Genomic DNA, 15834 nt, shown 5'->3' on the forward strand with positions numbered 1-15834 from the left:
GCGCGGGCCGGTCAGAGGTCGCGCGTGCGGGGGATGACCACCGCCTGGCCGTGCAGCACGCCGTCGGCGTCGATCATCTGCCACAGCGTGGCTTCCTCGATCATGAAACGCCGGCCAGCCTTGGTGATCCGCACGCCCTTGTAGCCGGACTCGTAGCCCTGCCGCTGCACACGCTCCAGAAAGCGCTGGCGCTCCTCGCGGTTCGGCGCCTCGGCCGACAGCCGCGACGGCAGGCGGGTAATCTCGTCCCAGTCATAGCCAAAGCGCCGCTGAGCGGCCTTGTTGCCGTAGACGAAGACCGGATCGGCGGCGGTGTTGTGGGCCAGCACGGCAAACGGGGCGTCTTCGTAGAGCCAGCGCATCGCGTCGGCCGGTGACATCTGCTGGGGCACCAGCGGCTTGCCGAGGATGCGCGCGTGGCTGTCGGCCAGCAGCGCGTAGAAGTCAGGATCGCTGTGGCGGGGCAGCATCGCCATCGGGATCAGGCGGCGCCGCCGAAGTCTGCAAACACGCGCGCCTGCACGGCTTCCATCACACCCAGCGCCCGCGCATCGGCAGCCGGGCTGGCGGTCACGCCGGTGGCGTCCTTCGGCTTGGCGCCGACCGGGTAGAACACGAAGCTCGCCCCGAAATCCTTGCCCGCTTCCCGCGCAAGCTGGCGGTTCAATGCCTTGAGGTACTTCTTCTTGTCTGCCTTTGTCATTGTTTGGGTCCTGGGTGAGAGGGGTGATGTTTTCGGCGCTTTTTTGGGCGATGGATGGGGCGGATAGCCGTTTGACGAGTGGCTATGGTAGTGGGCAATGCGGGGGTGGGCAATTAGCTGTTGGTTTATGGGGGTGGTTGCTGGGGCGGTGGGTTTTGTGCGGCTGGCCCTCTCCCCCGGCCCCTCTCCCGCGCGCGGGAGAGGGGAGAAAACCATGGGCTACGGCGCGGGTAATGCCGGGGGGTTGCTCCCCTCTCCCGCCTGCGGGAGAGGGGCCGGGGGAGAGGGCAAGCGCTTCAACCTGCCAACCATCCCTCGACACCATCCAACCCATCATCCCGCCAGCTTCCGCAACCCCTCCAGCACGGCCGTGCCCTTGAACGGCTTGACGATCCAGCCCTTGACGCCGGCGGCCTTGCCGCGGTCCTTCATGGCCTGGCTGCTCTCGGTGGTCAGCATCACCACGTTCACCGTCGGGTTGGCCAGTTCGCTGCGGATTTTCTCGACCATGGTCAGGCCGTCCATGTTGGGCATGTTGACGTCGCTGATGACGAGCCGGATGCCGGGGTCGGCCTTGAGCCGGGACAGGCCGTCCTTGCCGTCGACGGCGGTCTGCACGTCCAGCCCGTTGCCGCGCAGGAAGCCGGCTACCTCGTCGCGCACGGCGCTTGAATCGTCCACTACCAGAATCCTTGCCAAGATCGTTTCTCCAAAGGGGGTCAGAACAGTTCCAGTTCGCCGTCGGTGGTCGCTTCCTCGGCGTCGGGCGCCACGTGGAAGTCGACCGGCACGCGCGTGAACAGGCACATCGTCACGGCCACGTGGACGGCCGGGCCGATCACGACGTCGAAGTCGGCGCGGTGGTCGGGGTGCAGGCTGTCCACGTGCCGCAGGCAGGCGGCGTCCAGCACGTAGGGCGTGGACATGCCCAGGTCCGGGAAATGCCGGCCGAGGTCCTGGTTGATCGCGCCGCAGCAGAGGTTGCCGCGTTCCAGCAGCGCGTCGCGCAGGTCGCCGGTGGCCGCGTAGTAGCCGGCGGTGGCCGGGTCGTCGCCAAAGCGCAGGAACAGCATGTAGCGGAAGCCCATCGACGCGATCGTGAGCACCACCACGCTGCCGGCCGCGTCGCCGGTTGCCGGGGGCGCGTCGGTGATCGTGCACGGGTCGCCGGCGTCGAGCACCAGCCGGGACCGTACCGCGCGGTGCAGCACGTGCGCCAGGCTGTGCCGCGCCTGGGCGCTGATCAGGTCCGCGCTCACGGGCAGGCCGCCTCGAACTGATCGGCCAGCAGTGCCACGCTGGCCAGCGCGGCGGTCACCATCTTGCCGCCGGCCTGGATGTCCTGGAACGTGGCCGTGGTGGTCAGGTCGCTCTGGTGCAGGCTGTCGCCATAGCTCTTCGACAGCGCCTCGGAGCGCGCCGCCAGCGCGCGGACCTCGCTGGCCACCACGCCAAAGCCGCGCCCGGCCGCGCCCGCGCGGGCCGCCTCGATCGACGCGTTCAGCGACACGATGACCACGTGCCGGACGATGGCCGACAGCTCCAGGTTCTGCGCGTGCATGGCCCGGTTGCTGGCCATCAGCGCGATCATGTGCGCGTGCCAGCGTTCGAACGTCGTCGCCAGCCCGCGCAGCCGCGTGGTTTCCTCGGCGATGCGGCGCGCCTGCCGCTGCGCGTCGGCCTGGCGCTGGCGGCTGGTGGCCAGGTCGGCGTCGCGTTGCGCCAGCGTTGCCGCGTGGCCGGCGGCCTGGGCCTGCAGGCGATCGATCTCGTCCTGCAGGGCCTGCCGCGCCTGCTCGGCGGCGTCCAGGCGGGCGCCCAGGTCCGCGTGATCCTGTTGCAGCCGTGCCAGCGCCGCCTCGCGCCCGGCCTGCGCCAGCGCCGCCGTCCGCGCACCGCGCCGCCACACCAGCCACGCCGGCACCGCCACGATTGCCGCGCCCAGCAGCGCCCCTATCAAATACTCACCCATGCTGCGTGTTCCTCGTCCTGATCCTGAATGCTGATGCCGGCCAGCGCGGCCGGGCTACAGCGGCATGGGCGCCGGCGTCTCGGCCAGCACGGCGACGCTGTCGACGGCAAAGCGTTCCGGCAGGCTGACCACGGTCTGGAACTGCCGGAACGGCGCGCCGGCGTGGGCGTCCGTGAAGCGCAGCGCGATGCTGCCGCCCGAGCGGGCCAGGAACTCGCGCACGGCGTCCATGCCGACGCCGCGGCCCGAGATCGTCGTGACCGTATCCGCTGTCGAGAAGCCCGGGCGGAAGATGAGCTGCGCGAGCGCGTCGTCGCCGGGCGTGGCGTCCGGGGCAATCCAGCCGCGCGCCACGGCCGTGGCGCGGATCTTGTCGAGTGCCAGCCCGCGGCCATCGTCGGCCACGGTGATCTGCAGCGCCTGCTGGTCCACGCCGGCCTCGATGACGATGCGGCCCGCCGCCGGCTTGCCGGCCGCCAGCCGCGCCGGGGCCGGTTCGATGCCATGGTCGATGGCGTTGCGCAGCAGGTGCGTCAGCACGTTTTCCAGCATGCCGGTGACCTCGGCGCGCAGCCGGTAGCCGTTGTCCTGGATGCTGACCTCGGGCGCGGCCTTGCCCAGTTCGGCCGCCAGCGAGGGCAGGGCGTCGACCACGGGCGCCACCACTTCGGCCAGGCTCGTGGCGTCCAGCACGCGCAGGATGCGGTGCACGGCCGCCCGCATCGACAGCAGCTCGGCCAGGCTGTCCGTGGGCGTGGTTTCCAGCAGGTGCAGGCTCTGGCGGATGCGCTGCAGCTCGGCGTCGGCCAGCCGTGCGGCCTCCTGTGCCGGCGTTGCGCGGCTGCGGCCCTTGCGGCCGAGCTTGTCCTCGCTGATGGTGGCGTAGCGGCTCAGTGTGTCGCGCACGCGCGCCACGTCGCTCAGCAGCGCGTCGGGGTTCCACTCGCCGGCCTCGCGCTCCAGGTTGCGCAGCAGTTCCAGCCGCTGTTCGGCCTCGTGCACCACGTCGGTCAGGTGCTGGAGCTTGTAGGTGCGCGCGTTGCCCTTGATCGTGTGCATGTTGCGGAACAGCGCGGCAATGGCGGCGTTGTCGGCCTCGGTGGCCTGCCGGATGATGTGCTCGTTCTCGTGCACGAAGCCGTGGGCCGTGTCCATGAACTGGTGGAATTTCTCTTCGCTGACGGCCAGGATCTCGCCGATGATCTCCAGGCTGCGGCGCTGCTCGCTGGCCTCGGCGGCCAGTTCGCGGAGCTGCGTGACGTCGCGCACGCAGAGCATCAGCCGGATGATCGTGTCGGCATCGTCGGTGATTGCCGACCAACTCAGGTCCAGCACCTTGGCCGTGCCGTCGGGCAGGCGTTTTTCGATCTCGGTGGGCAGCAGGTGCTCGTTGAAGACGAAGTTGATGCCGTCCTGGCCCAGGCAGGCGTCGATGGCGGCGTCCACCTGCGCCAGGGCGTCGGCGCCCAGCGGGGTATCGGTGAACACCAGGTCCATGAAGCGGCGGCCCGCGATGTCGCCCGTGCCGAAGATCTGCTCCAGGTAGGCCGAGTACTCGGGGTGCACCACGCCGCCTTCGACCACGGTCAGGATGCCCTGCTGCATGTTCTGCAGGATGGCCTGGATGTCGGTGGTCTTCTGGCGCAGCAGCGAGGCGTTTTCCTGGATCCGCTCGATCATCTGGTTGAACGCGGCGATCGAGTGGCCGATCTCGTCCATGCGGCCCACCTCGATGCGGCGCGTGAAGTCCTGGCTGGTGGCAATCTCGCTCATGGTGGCCTGCATGCGCGTGAGCGGGCGGGCGATCTGGCGGTGCAGCAGCCAGCCAATCAGCGTCAGCAGCACCACCGCCGCGCCGCTGACCAGCCCGATGGTGCCGGCCGCGCTGGCCAGCTTGCCGTTCAGCGTGGCGATGGCGTCGTCCTTCTCGCGGTTCTTTTCCACGCGCAGGGTGTCGACGATCTTCTCCATCTCGTCGCGGTAGCGCGCCACGTTGGCGAACAGGAACGCCTGGGCGATCTCGTCGCGGCCGGCGGCCTTCATCTCGGCCGTCTCGCGGATTGCATCGAAGTAGTTGGTCAGGCTTTCGTCGGCCTGGGCCAGCAGGCCCTTCTGCGCGTGCGTGGCGGCGTTGCCGGCCTGCCTGGCCAGCGCGTCGCGCAGGGCTGCCTGGCGGGCCTTGAGGTCGTCCTGCGCCTGCGCCAGCAACTGGGCGTCGGGCGCGTAGACCAGGGTCATGGTGGCCAGCTGGATGTCCTTGACCAGCGACACGACGTCGGCGGATGCCAGCGCGCTGGGCACCACGCCTTCGGTCACCTGTTTGACTTCAGAAGCGCTGGAACGGGTCTGTAGCACCGCGTAGCCGCCAATCGCGGCCAACGCCAGGCACATCAGGACGATCAGCAGCACGATGCGCTGACGAATGGTCATGGCAAAAGCTCCCCGGCATTACGAATGTCAAGCCCTTCGGCGAAGGGATCCGGCCTCGTTCTGTGCAAGGCCATCCAACGAATAATGGGCGTGATTATGGGGAGCGCTGTATGACCCCGGCATGACCGGACGGGGCCGGCCGGGCCCCCCGGAGGGAGGGTAGGGGCTGGATATAACGGCCACTCTGGGCTATGGATGATGCTCAGGGTTTGCCGCTTGGCAAGTGACAACAGCTTGAGGAGTCAATGCGAATGATCGGGATGGCGCACGAGTCGATTCCCCCCGAAATTGCCGGGCAGGTACTGCTGGCTTGCGCCGTGATCGCCCGGCACCTTGGCGATACGCTGCGGAGCATCCACCTGTTCGGATCGGCGGTGGAAGGCGGGCTGAAGCCGGGCAGCGATATCGACCTGCTGGTCAGCGTGTCCACCCCGCCAGCCGACGCGGCACGCCAGGGGCTGCTGCAAGAACTGCTGACGGTCTCCGCGCGCCCCGGCGTGGACGGCGCGTGGCGGCCGCTGGAGGTCACCGTGGTCACGCAAGACGCCGTGGCGCCGTGGCGGCATCCCGCGCGGCGCGAGTTGCAGTTCGGCGAATGGCTGCGCGCCGACCTGCTGGCCGACCGCTTCGAGCCGCCCATGACCGATCCCGACCTGACCCTCCTGCTGACCCAGGCGCGACGGCACAGCGTGGCCGTGGTGGGGCGTCCGGCCAGGGACTGCTTCGACCCCGTACCGGCCGCCGACTTCGCCGCGGCGCTGCGCGACACGCTGGCCCAGTGGAACGGCCCGGCCGACTGGCAGGGCGACGAACGAAACGTGGTGCTGGCGCTGGCGCGGATCTGGTACAGCGCGGAGACCGGCGATATCGCCGCCAAGGACACGGCCGCCGCATGGCTGCTCGAACGGCTGCCGGCGGACCATCGCCCCGTCCTGGCCGAAGCCCGCGCGGGCTACCTGGGCGCATCGTCCGGCCTGCCGCTGGACCCAGCCGCGGTTGCGGCTTTCGTCGGCCATGCGCGGCCGGCGATCGAGAAATTGCTGGGGGAGGGGTGAGGCGCGCGCGCCCGTGGGGCGCGGCAAAACAAAAAGCCCAGCATCGCTGCTGAGCTTTTTGATGAAACTGGTGGGTGGTACAGGGATTGAACCTGTGACCCCTGCCGTGTGAAGGCAGTGCTCTACCGCTGAGCTAACCACCCCTGTCTGCTTCGTCACCGTTGTTGCTGGTGTCGTGCAGCGGAGAAACGAGATTATGCCGATGGGGCAGTACCTTGTAAAGCCCTTTTTTCAACTTTCCGCGAAAAAGTTGCGGGCGCGGCTGGCGGGCTACTGGACCGTGGTGCCGACCGGCACTTCGGACGGGACCTCGATCTTCCAGACCGTCTTGCCGCCGCTGGCCTTGTCCAGTTCCTTGAGCACGCCCATGTGGGCCGACAGCTCCGTCTCGGTGGCCAGCAGCACGGGCAGGGTCAGCGCGGACAGGTCGGCCGCGCGGCGGTCTTCGCCGCCGGCGCTGGTGCCGTCGAGCATGTCGATGACCAGCGAGTTCTGGCCGCGCGTCATCGCCAGGTAGACCTCGGCCAGCAGCTCGGCGTCCAGCAGTGCGCCGTGCAGCGTCCGGTGGGCGTTGCTGATGCCCAGGCGGTCGCACAGCGCGTCGAGCGAGTTGCGCTTGCCCGGAAACATCTGGCGCGCCTCGCGCAGGGTGTCGATCACGCTTGCCACGTGGTCGCGGAACGGGGGCAGGTTGTGGAGCTTGAACTCCATCTCCAGGAAGCCCATGTCGAACGCGGCGTTGTGGATGATCAGCTCGGCGTCGCGCACGAACGCCTGGATCTCGTGCATGACCTCGGCAAACTTCGGCTTGTCGGCCAGGAATTCGGCGGTCAGGCCGTGGATGGCCACGGCGTCCTCGGGCACGTCGCGCTCGGGGTTGATGTAGAAGTGCAGGTTGCGCCCGGTCAGGCGCCGGTTGACCAGTTCCACGCAGCCAATTTCGATCAGGCGATCGCCGGTGGCGTGGTTCAGGCCGGTGGTTTCGGTATCGAGAACGATCTGTCGCATGGGGCAGGATTGTAATCGCTGGCGCCGGGGCGCCGGGTGAGGATCTGAGCGGACGTCAGGCGTTGAGCGATTCCACGCCGCGGTTGGCCAGCCGGTCCGCGCGTTCGTTGCCGGGGTGGCCGGCGTGGCCGCGCACCCAGTGCCATTCGATCACGTGCGGCTGGCGCGCTTCGTCCAGCATCTGCCAGAGGTCGGCGTTCTTGACCGGCTTCTTGTCGGCCGTCAGCCAGCCGCGCTTCTTCCAGCCCGAGATCCACTCGCTGATGCCTTTTTGCACGTACTGCGAGTCGGTGTAGATGTTAATCACGCAGGGCCGCTTGAGCGCGCGCAGCGCCTCGATCACGGCCATCAGCTCCATGCGGTTGTTGGTGGTCGGGTTCTCGCCGCCGAACAGTTCTTTCTCGTGGTCGCCGGCGACCAGCACGGCGCCCCAGCCGCCAGGGCCGGGATTGCCCTTGCAGGCGCCGTCGGAATAAATCGTGACTTCTTGCATCGGAAAAAAGTGAGATGGCCCGGCGCTACTGGCCGGGCGGGGTCTTGTGGTGCTTGCCGTGGGTGCCCGTGGGCGTGGCCACCGGGGCCGCCACGGGCGCCAGGGCCGGCTTGGCCGTCTTCCAGGCCGGGCCGACCAGGCGGATGTTCTTGACGCGCTTGACGGCCGAGATCATGTAGACCGAGCCGAAGATGGGCCACCAGCGGTCGCCCGCCTTCTCCATGAACGCGGCGCGCTGCAGCCAGCGCTCGGTGCGGTAGGGCGGGCAGTAGCAGCCAAACCGGCCGCGGATGATCTCGAAGCCCAGCAGCTTGAGCCAGTCCTTGATCCGCACGAAGCCGATGGTCTGGGCGTCGCTGGGCAGGAACGGCGTGGCGCCCAGGCGGTTCAGGCCCTGCCGGGCGCCCCACAGGCTCATGGGGTTGAAGCAGGTCACGACCACGCGGCCTTCCGGCATCAGCACGCGCGACACCTCGCGCAGCACTTCGTGCGGGTCCTCGGAAAATTCCAGGATATGGGGCAGGGTGACCAGGTCGATACTCTGCGTCTCGAACGGCAGTTCGTCGAAGCGGCACAGCAGCTGGCGGGCGTCGGGGTGCGTCTCGCGCGGGCCGTGCGGGCCGGCGCGGCCGTCCAGCGCCAGCGCCGAGAACGGCATGCGGTTCTCGCGCAGCGTGTCGACGTGGGGCAGGCCCAGCTGCACCGCGTGATAGCCGAAGATGTCCGTCACCGTCCGGTCGTACTGGCGCGATTCCCACTCGAGCATGTACTGCCCGGGCGGCGAGGCGAGCCATTCTTCCCAATCTATAATCGGTCGGTTGGACATAGGAGCACACATGTTGAAAGTGGAGCCGATCCCCGCCTTCCAGGACAACTATATCTGGGCGATCCACGACGGCCAATGCGCCGCCGTGGTGGACCCAGGCGAGGCCGGGCCCGTGGAGCGCTTTCTGGCGCAACGCGGGCTGGCATTGGGCGCTATTGTAATCACCCATCACCACGGCGATCACCAGGGCGGCGTTTCGGACCTGCTGGCGAGCCATCCCGACGGCCCCGACGGCGCCCCGGTGCCGGTCATCGGCCCGGCCGGCGAGCGGATCGGCCACCGCACCCAGGCCGTGCGCGAGGGCGACACCGTGTCGCTGGCCCACCCGGCCGCCACGTTCCGGGTCATCGACGTGCCGGGCCACACGGCCGGCCACGTGGCCTATGCGGGGGACCTGCCCGGCGTGGGCCCGGTGGTGTTCTGCGGCGATACCCTGTTCGCCAGCGGCTGCGGGCGGCTGTTCGAGGGCACGCCGGCGCAGATGCTGGCGTCGCTGGACAAGCTGGCCGCGCTGCCCGGCGACACCCGCGTCTATTGCGCCCACGAGTACACGCGCAGCAACGTCCGCTTTGCGCGGGCCGTGGAGCCGGACAACGCCGCGCTGGGCGCCTGGTCAGACCAGGTAGACGCGCTGCGCCAAGCCGATACCCCCACCGTGCCGACCACGCTGGCCCACGAGCGGGCGGTCAACCCGTTCCTGCGCTCACGCGAGCCGGCCGTGCGCGCGGCCGTCCAGGCGCAGGGCGGCGACGTCAGCAGCGACGCCGCGGCGTTCGGCGCGCTGCGCGGCTGGAAGGACAATTTCCGCTGAGCCGGGCGGCCGGCAGTCGATACATTTCAGACGTTTCTCATCCGTCCGGACGGGCTTGGCCGGCCGTCCAGGTATCGGAAGATGTCCAATTTGCATCTTCGGGAAAATCTCATTGACGTGCCCCGGCCTTTTCCATAGGATCAGGCCAAATTTTTGGCGTCACTTTCAGAGAACTTAATGCGATTTGGTCGATTTCTGGCGGTAGTTGCGTGTGCCGCGCTGCTTGCAGCCTGCGCCGGCACACCCACTCCGCCCGCCGGCGAGATGGCCGGCACGCCGACCGCCCTGGAATCCGGTCCGCCCAAGGACCCGCTCAACACCCTGAACAGCACTGGCCGCGCCGGCTCGCTGGCCGGCGCGCCGGTGGTCAACGTCGACCAGGCCAGCGTGGACTGGCTGCGCGGCCCGTCCGCCGATATCTGGGCCCGCATCCGCAAGGGCTTCACGATGCCGGACCTGGAAGGCACGCTGGTCGACGACCGCACGCAGTGGTATGCCGCGCGCCCCGACTACATGGAACGGATGGTCGGCCGGTCGAGCCGCTACCTGTACCACATCGTGGAAGAGCTGGAGCGCCGCAACATGCCCACCGAGCTGGCGCTGCTGCCGTTCGTGGAGAGCGCGTTCAACCCCCAGGCGGAATCGACGGCCAAGGCGGCCGGCATGTGGCAGTTCATCCCGAGCACGGGCAAGTCCTACAACCTCAAGCAGAACATGTTCCGCGACGAGCGGCGCGACGTGCTGGCGTCCACCGACGCCGCGCTGGACTACCTGTCGCGGCTGCACGATATGTTCGGCGACTGGCACCTGGCGCTGGCGGCCTATAACTGGGGCGAGGGCGCCGTGTCGCGCGCCATCGCACGCAACCAGGCGCGCGGGCTGCCCACCGACTACGCCAGCCTGACCATGCCGAACGAGACGCGCTACTACGTGCCGAAGCTCCAGGCGGTCAAGAACATCATCGCCAACCCGGCCGCGTACGGCGTGAAGCTGCCCGACATTCCCGACCATCCGTACTTCGTCACGGTCACCACGTCGCGCGACATCGACGTGGCGCTGGCGGCCAAGCTGGCCAACATGCCGCTGGACGAGTTCAAGGCGCTGAACCCGTCGTTCAACCGGCCCGTGATCCTGGGCGCGGCCAATCCGCAGATCCTGCTGCCGTTCGACAACGCCGAGCGCTTCCAGTACAACCTCAACACCTACCGGGGCGGCCTGTCGACGTGGACGGCGATCTCGGTGGATAGCCGCGAGCGGGTGGAGGCACTGGCGGCGCGGCTCAATGTCGATGCCGATACCCTGCGCGAGATCAACCGCATTCCCAAGGGCATGCGCCTGAAGGCCGGGTCGACGGTGATGATCCCCCGCACCGAGCGCCATGACCAGGACATCAGCGCGTCGCTGGTGGATACCGCGATGCTGGCCGTGGAGCCCGACGTGCCCGACGCCAAGCGCGTGGTCGTCAAGGCGGGCCGGCGCGATACCGTGGTGTCCGTGGCGCGCCGCTACGGCGTGTCGCCCCGGCAGGTGCAGTCGTGGAACAAGCTGTCGGGCAGCAAGCTCGTGGCCGGGCAGAGCCTGGTACTGATGCTGCGGCCCAATTCGGCTGCGGCGGCGCGGGCCGAGCGCGGCGACGATGGCGACGATGCGCCCGCGCGCAGTGCCGCGCGGGGCAAATCGACCGGCAAGCCGGCGGGCAAGGCGGTTGCGGCCCGGTCGTCGAAAGCCGACAAGGCGGAAAAGGCCGAGCCGCGCAAGCGCGTGGTGGTGGAGGCCACGCCGCGCAAGGCGGCTGCTGCCAAGTCCGCCGCCAAGCCGGCGCCGGCCAAGTCGACGTCATCGGCCACGTCGGCCAAGTCCACCAAGGGCCACGCGCGCTAGTTCGCGGCAACCCTGACCCCTGGCTCCAGACGCCCCGGCCCCGCGCCGGGGCGTTTTGTTTTGGGGCGCACGGCGGCGCCGACAAACCGCTTGGCCGCGATGCGGTCATGGTAGATTCTCCAGAAAACAAGGCCGGGCCGAACGCCATCGGCACCGCATTCCGACCATGACAAGCGGAGGAGACACCATGACGGCAAGCCGTGCCCTGCACGCGCGATCCCTGGCCGACAAGGCCGGATTCTGGGCCGAACAGGCCGCGCGGATCGACTGGGAAACCCCGTTCGAACGCGTGCTCGACGACAGCCGCCCGCCGTTCGCGCGCTGGTTCGTCGGCGGGCGCACCAACCTGTGCCACAACGCCGTGGACCGCCACCTGGCCGCGCGCGGCGACCAGCGCGCGCTGGTCTACGTGTCGACCGAGACCGACACCGAGCGCGTCTACACCTACCTGCAACTGCACGACGAAGTGAACCGCATGGCCGCCACGCTGCAGGCGCTGGGCGTGCAGCGCGGCGACCGCGTGCTGGTCTACATGCCGATGATCCCCGAGGCGATGTTCGCGATGCTGGCCTGCGCGCGGATCGGGGCCGTGCACTCGGTGGTGTTCGGCGGGTTTGCGTCGGTCAGCCTGGCCGCGCGCATCGACGATGCCCGGCCGAAGGTGATCGTCAGCGCCGACGCCGGGTCGCGCGCGGGCAAGGTCGTGCCGTACAAGCCGCTGCTGGACGAGGCGATCCGCCTGGCCGGCCATCATCCGGACAAGGTGCTGCTCGTCGACCGCAATCTGGCGGAAATGCCACGTACCGAAGGCCGCGACGAGGACTACGCCGCGTGGCGCGACAAGGTGGCCGGGCAGGTGGTGCCGTGCGTGTGGCTGGAGTCCAGCGAGCCGTCGTACGTGCTCTACACGTCGGGCACCACGGGCAAGCCCAAGGGCGTGCAGCGCGACACCGGCGGCTACGCGGTGGCGCTGGCCACGTCCATGGCGTACATCTTCTGCGGCAAGCCGGGCGACACGATGTTCACGGCATCCGACGTGGGCTGGGTGGTCGGCCACAGCTATATCGTCTACGCGCCGCTGCTGGCCGGCATGACCTCGGTGATGTACGAAGGCACGCCGATCCGGCCCGACGGCGGCATTCTGTGGCGCATCGTGGAGACACATCGCGTCAACATCCTGTTCAGCGCGCCGACGGCCATCCGCGTGCTCAAGAAGCAGGACCCGGCGCTGCTGACCCGCCACGACCTGTCCAGCCTGCGGCTGCTGTTCCTGGCCGGCGAGCCGCTGGACGAGCCCACGGCGCGCTGGATCCAGGACGGCATCGGCAAGCCCGTGGTCGACAACTACTGGCAGACCGAATCGGGCTGGCCAATCATCGCCATCCAGCGCGGCGTGGAGCCGCTGCCGGCCAAGCTGGGCTCGCCGGGCGTGCCGGCCTATGGCTATGACCTGCGCATCGTCGACGAGGTGACCGGCCAAGAATGCCCGCCGAACCAGAAGGGCGTGGTGGCCATCGACTACCCGCTGCCACCGGGCTGCATGACCACGGTCTGGGGCGACGACGACCGGTTCATCCGCACGTACTGGTCGGCCGTGCCAAACCGCCAGTGCTACTCGACGTTCGACTGGGGCGTGCGCGACGACGACGGCTACGTCTTCATCCTGGGCCGCACCGACGACGTGATCAACGTGGCCGGGCACCGGCTGGGCACGCGCGAGATCGAGGAAAGCCTGTCGTCGCATCCGGGCGTGGCCGAGGTGGCCGTGGTGGGCGTGCAGGACGCGCTGAAAGGGCAGGTGGCGCTGGGCTTCTGCATCGCCCGCGACGCCAGCCGCACCGGCTCCGAGGCGGACCGCCTGGCCTTCGAAGGCGAACTGATGAAGACCGTCGAGCAGCAACTGGGCGCCGTGGCGCGCCCGGCGCGCGTGTTCTTTGTCAATGCGCTGCCCAAGACCCGCTCCGGCAAGCTGCTGCGCCGCGCCATCCAGGCCGTGGCCGAAGGCCGCGACCCGGGCGACCTGACGACGATCGAGGACCCGACCGCGCTGGAGCAGGTGAAGACGGCGCTGGGGTAGGGCGGTAGTCTGTTTAGCGATGGTGGTTTTCTCCCCTCTCCCGCAGGCGGGAGAGGGGAGCGAACCCGGCGGATCGGGACAGCCAAAATTCCCCTTGCCATCCCGCCCCATTGCCGCCTAATATTTTAAGCATAAAATATTTAACCCTGATGTAGAACGGCGTCCCGGTGTGACGGGCGGGGCGTGCGGGAGATCGACGGATGCGTGTGCTTTGTATTGGTGGCGGCCCGGCGGGCCTGTATTTCGGGCTGCTGATGAAGCTGCAGGACCCGGCCAACGACGTGATGGTGGTGGAGCGCAACCGGCCCTACGACACGTTCGGCTGGGGCGTGGTGTTTTCCGATGCCACGCTCGAAAACCTGAAGTCGGCCGACCCCGTCAGCGCGGCCGAGATCAATGCCGCGTTCAACCACTGGGATGACATCGACATCCACATCGGCGGCCGGACCATCCGCTCGGGCGGCCATGGCTTCATCGGCATCGGCCGCAAGCGGCTGCTGAACATCCTGCAGGCGCGCTGCGAGGCACTTGGCGTCAGGCTTGTGTTCGAGACCGATGTGTCCGACGACCAGGCGCTGGCCGCGCAGTACCAGGCCGACCTGGTCATCGCGTCCGACGGCATCAACAGCCGCATCCGCACCCGCTACGCCGAGACCTTCCAGCCCGATATCGACACGCGGCAGTGCCGCTTTGTCTGGCTGGGCACCCACAAGCTGTTCGACGCCTTCACGTTTGCGTTCGAGAAGACCGAGCACGGCTGGTTCCAGGCTCACGCCTACCGGTTCGACGACAACACGTCGACGTTCATCGTCGAGGCGCCCGAGGCCGTCTGGCATGCCGCCGGCATCGAGCAGATGAGCCAGGAAGACGGCGTGGCCTACTGCGAGAAGCTGTTCGCGCGCTACCTGGACGGCCACCGGCTGATCAGCAACGCCACGCACCTGCGCGGCTCGGCCAACTGGATCCGCTTTCCGCGCGTGATCTGTCACCGCTGGGTGCACTGGAACACGCTGGCAGACGGCCGGCGCGTGCCCGTGGTGCTGATGGGCGATGCGGCGCATACGGCGCATTTCTCGATCGGATCGGGGACCAAGCTGGCGCTGGAGGATGCCATCGACCTGGCAAGCGAGATCGGCGCGCACCGCGCGGCCGGGCTGGACGCGCTGCCCGACGCCCTGGCGCGCTACGAGGCCACGCGCAGCGTGGAGGTGCTGAAGATCCAGAACGCCGCGCGCAATTCGACCGAATGGTTCGAGAACGTCGAGCGCTACGCCGGGCTGGCGCCCGAGCAGTTCGCCTATTCGCTGCTGACGCGCTCGCAGCGCATTTCCCACGAAAACCTGCGCGTGCGCGACGCCGGCTACGTCGACGGCTTCGAGCAATGGCTGGCCGCCCAGGCCGGTGTGCCCCCGGAGACGCTGAACCTGCGCGCCGCCGCCGGCGAGGCCGGGCTGCCGCCGATGTTCACGCCGTTCACGGTGCGCGGCGTGACGCTGAAAAACCGCGTGGTGGTGAGCCCGATGGCGATGTACTCGGCCGTCGACGGTGTGCCCGGCGACTTCCACCTGGTCCACCTGGGCGCCCGCGCGATGGGCGGGGCGGCGATGGTGGTGGCCGAGATGACCTGCGTGTCGCCGGACGCGCGCATCACGCCGGGCTGCCCCGGCCTGTGGAACGACGCCCAGCGCGACGCCTGGCGGCGCATCGTCGATTTCGTCCACGCCAACAGCGACGCCAGGATCGCCATCCAGCTTGGCCATGCCGGGCGCAAGGGCTCCACGCAGGTGGGCTGGGAGCGGATGGACCATCCGCTGCCCGACGGCAACTGGCCGCTCGAATCGGCGTCGGCCTTGCCTTACCTGCCGGGCATCTCGCAGGTGCCGCGCGAGATGACGCGCGCCGACATGGACCGCGTGCGCGACGACTTCGTGGCCAACGCGCGCCGCGCGGCGCAGGCCGGCTTCGACTGGCTGGAGCTGCACTGCGCGCACGGCTACCTGCTGTCCAGCTTTATCTCGCCGCTGACCAACGTGCGGCCCGACGACTACGGCGGGTCGCTGGCCAACCGGCTGCGCTTTCCGCTGGAGGTCTTTGCCGCGGTGCGGGCCGTCTGGCCGCAGGACAAGCCGATGTCGGTGCGCATCTCGGCGCACGACTGGGTCGACGGCGGCATCACGGCCGACGACGCGGTGGCCATCGCCCGCGCGTTCAAGGCGGCCGGCGCGGACATGATCGACTGCTCGTCGGGCCAGGTCAGCCCGGACCAGACGCCGGTCTACGGCCGGATGTACCAGACGCCGTTCGCGGACCGCATCCGCAACGAGGCCGGCATCCCGACCATTGCGGTGGGTGCCATTTTCGAGGCCGACCACGTCGACAGCATCGTGGCCGCCGGCCGTGCCGACCTGTGCGCGATTGCCCGCCCGCATCTGGCCGACCCGGCGTGGACGCTGCACGAGGCCGCGCGGCTGGGCTACCGCGACGTGGCCTGGCCCAGGCAGTACGTGGCCGGCAAGAAACAGCTCGAAACCAATCTGGCGCGTGCGGCGGCGTACGCGCAGCAGCCGGGGAAGTGACG

The 15834-nt window shown here is 69.0% G+C and carries 14 protein-coding genes and 1 tRNA gene; 5 read left to right on the forward strand and 10 right to left on the reverse strand.

The window, feature by feature from the left end; all coding sequences use genetic code 11:
• Positions 1-11: 11 nt before the first annotated feature.
• The 6 genes from EHF44_RS11675 to EHF44_RS11705 all read right to left on the reverse strand — a co-directional run bounded on the left by EHF44_RS11675 (position 12) and on the right by EHF44_RS11705 (position 5105).
• On the reverse strand, positions 12-476 hold the full coding sequence (locus EHF44_RS11675; protein WP_437340277.1) for an MEKHLA domain-containing protein: 465 nt from the start codon (positions 474-476) through the stop codon (positions 12-14).
• A 5-nt stretch (positions 477-481) separates the two neighbouring features.
• The gene (locus tag EHF44_RS11680; RefSeq protein WP_124683888.1) at positions 482-703 is read right to left on the reverse strand and encodes a hypothetical protein; all 222 of its coding nucleotides are present in this window, start codon (positions 701-703) and stop codon (positions 482-484) included.
• 333 nt (positions 704-1036) lie between these two features.
• On the reverse strand, positions 1037-1402 hold the full coding sequence (locus EHF44_RS11690; protein ID WP_124683889.1) for a response regulator: 366 nt from the start codon (positions 1400-1402) through the stop codon (positions 1037-1039).
• 20 nt (positions 1403-1422) lie between these two features.
• Complete coding sequence (locus EHF44_RS11695) at positions 1423-1962, reverse strand: hypothetical protein (RefSeq protein WP_253699814.1); 540 nt, start codon at positions 1960-1962, stop codon at positions 1423-1425.
• A complete protein-coding gene (locus EHF44_RS11700) occupies positions 1959-2675 on the reverse strand; it encodes a methyl-accepting chemotaxis protein (protein ID WP_124683890.1) in 717 nt (238 codons plus the stop codon). Before EHF44_RS11700 ends, EHF44_RS11695 begins: the two co-directional genes overlap by 4 nt.
• A 54-nt stretch (positions 2676-2729) precedes the next feature.
• Positions 2730-5105, reverse strand: coding sequence for an ATP-binding protein (locus EHF44_RS11705; RefSeq protein ID WP_124683891.1), 2376 nt, complete (start codon positions 5103-5105; stop codon positions 2730-2732).
• A 260-nt stretch (positions 5106-5365) separates the two neighbouring features.
• Between EHF44_RS11705 and EHF44_RS11710 the strand changes: the two genes are divergently transcribed.
• The gene (locus EHF44_RS11710; protein WP_216643978.1) at positions 5366-6160 is read left to right on the forward strand and encodes an aminoglycoside adenylyltransferase family protein; all 795 of its coding nucleotides are present in this window, start codon (positions 5366-5368) and stop codon (positions 6158-6160) included.
• A gap of 68 nt (positions 6161-6228) precedes the next feature.
• On the opposite strand, the gene EHF44_RS11715 is transcribed toward EHF44_RS11710, so the two are convergent.
• The 4 genes from EHF44_RS11715 to EHF44_RS11730 form a co-directional block, all read right to left on the reverse strand.
• Positions 6229-6303 (reverse strand) — tRNA-Val (locus EHF44_RS11715).
• A gap of 127 nt (positions 6304-6430) precedes the next feature.
• A complete protein-coding gene (gene dnaQ, locus EHF44_RS11720) occupies positions 6431-7168 on the reverse strand; it encodes a DNA polymerase III subunit epsilon (RefSeq protein ID WP_124683892.1) in 738 nt (245 codons plus the stop codon).
• Positions 7169-7223: 55 nt separating this feature from the next.
• A complete protein-coding gene (rnhA, locus tag EHF44_RS11725) occupies positions 7224-7661 on the reverse strand; it encodes a ribonuclease HI (RefSeq protein ID WP_124683893.1) in 438 nt (145 codons plus the stop codon).
• Positions 7662-7686: 25 nt separating this feature from the next.
• Positions 7687-8487 carry a class I SAM-dependent methyltransferase gene (locus EHF44_RS11730; RefSeq protein WP_124683894.1) on the reverse strand — a complete coding sequence of 267 codons (801 nt, stop codon included), beginning with the start codon at positions 8485-8487 and terminating at the stop codon, positions 7687-7689.
• A 10-nt stretch (positions 8488-8497) separates the two neighbouring features.
• On the opposite strand from EHF44_RS11730, the gene gloB reads away from it, so the two are divergent.
• From gloB to EHF44_RS11750, 4 genes are all read left to right on the forward strand, one after another.
• Positions 8498-9298 (forward strand): hydroxyacylglutathione hydrolase, encoded by an 801-nt coding sequence (gene gloB / locus EHF44_RS11735; RefSeq protein WP_124683895.1) that lies wholly within the window; start codon positions 8498-8500, stop codon positions 9296-9298.
• A gap of 177 nt (positions 9299-9475) precedes the next feature.
• Positions 9476-11179 carry a transglycosylase SLT domain-containing protein gene (locus tag EHF44_RS11740; protein WP_124683896.1) on the forward strand — a complete coding sequence of 568 codons (1704 nt, stop codon included), beginning with the start codon at positions 9476-9478 and terminating at the stop codon, positions 11177-11179.
• 187 nt (positions 11180-11366) lie between these two features.
• On the forward strand, positions 11367-13256 hold the full coding sequence (locus EHF44_RS11745; RefSeq protein ID WP_124683897.1) for a propionate--CoA ligase: 1890 nt from the start codon (positions 11367-11369) through the stop codon (positions 13254-13256).
• Between the two features lie 200 nt (positions 13257-13456).
• Positions 13457-15832 (forward strand): bifunctional salicylyl-CoA 5-hydroxylase/oxidoreductase, encoded by a 2376-nt coding sequence (locus tag EHF44_RS11750; protein WP_124683898.1) that lies wholly within the window; start codon positions 13457-13459, stop codon positions 15830-15832.
• Positions 15833-15834 lie beyond the last annotated feature (2 nt).

Source organism: Cupriavidus pauculus (assembly GCF_003854935.1).
In the GTDB taxonomy this organism is placed as follows: Bacteria; Pseudomonadota; Gammaproteobacteria; order Burkholderiales; family Burkholderiaceae; genus Cupriavidus; species Cupriavidus pauculus_C.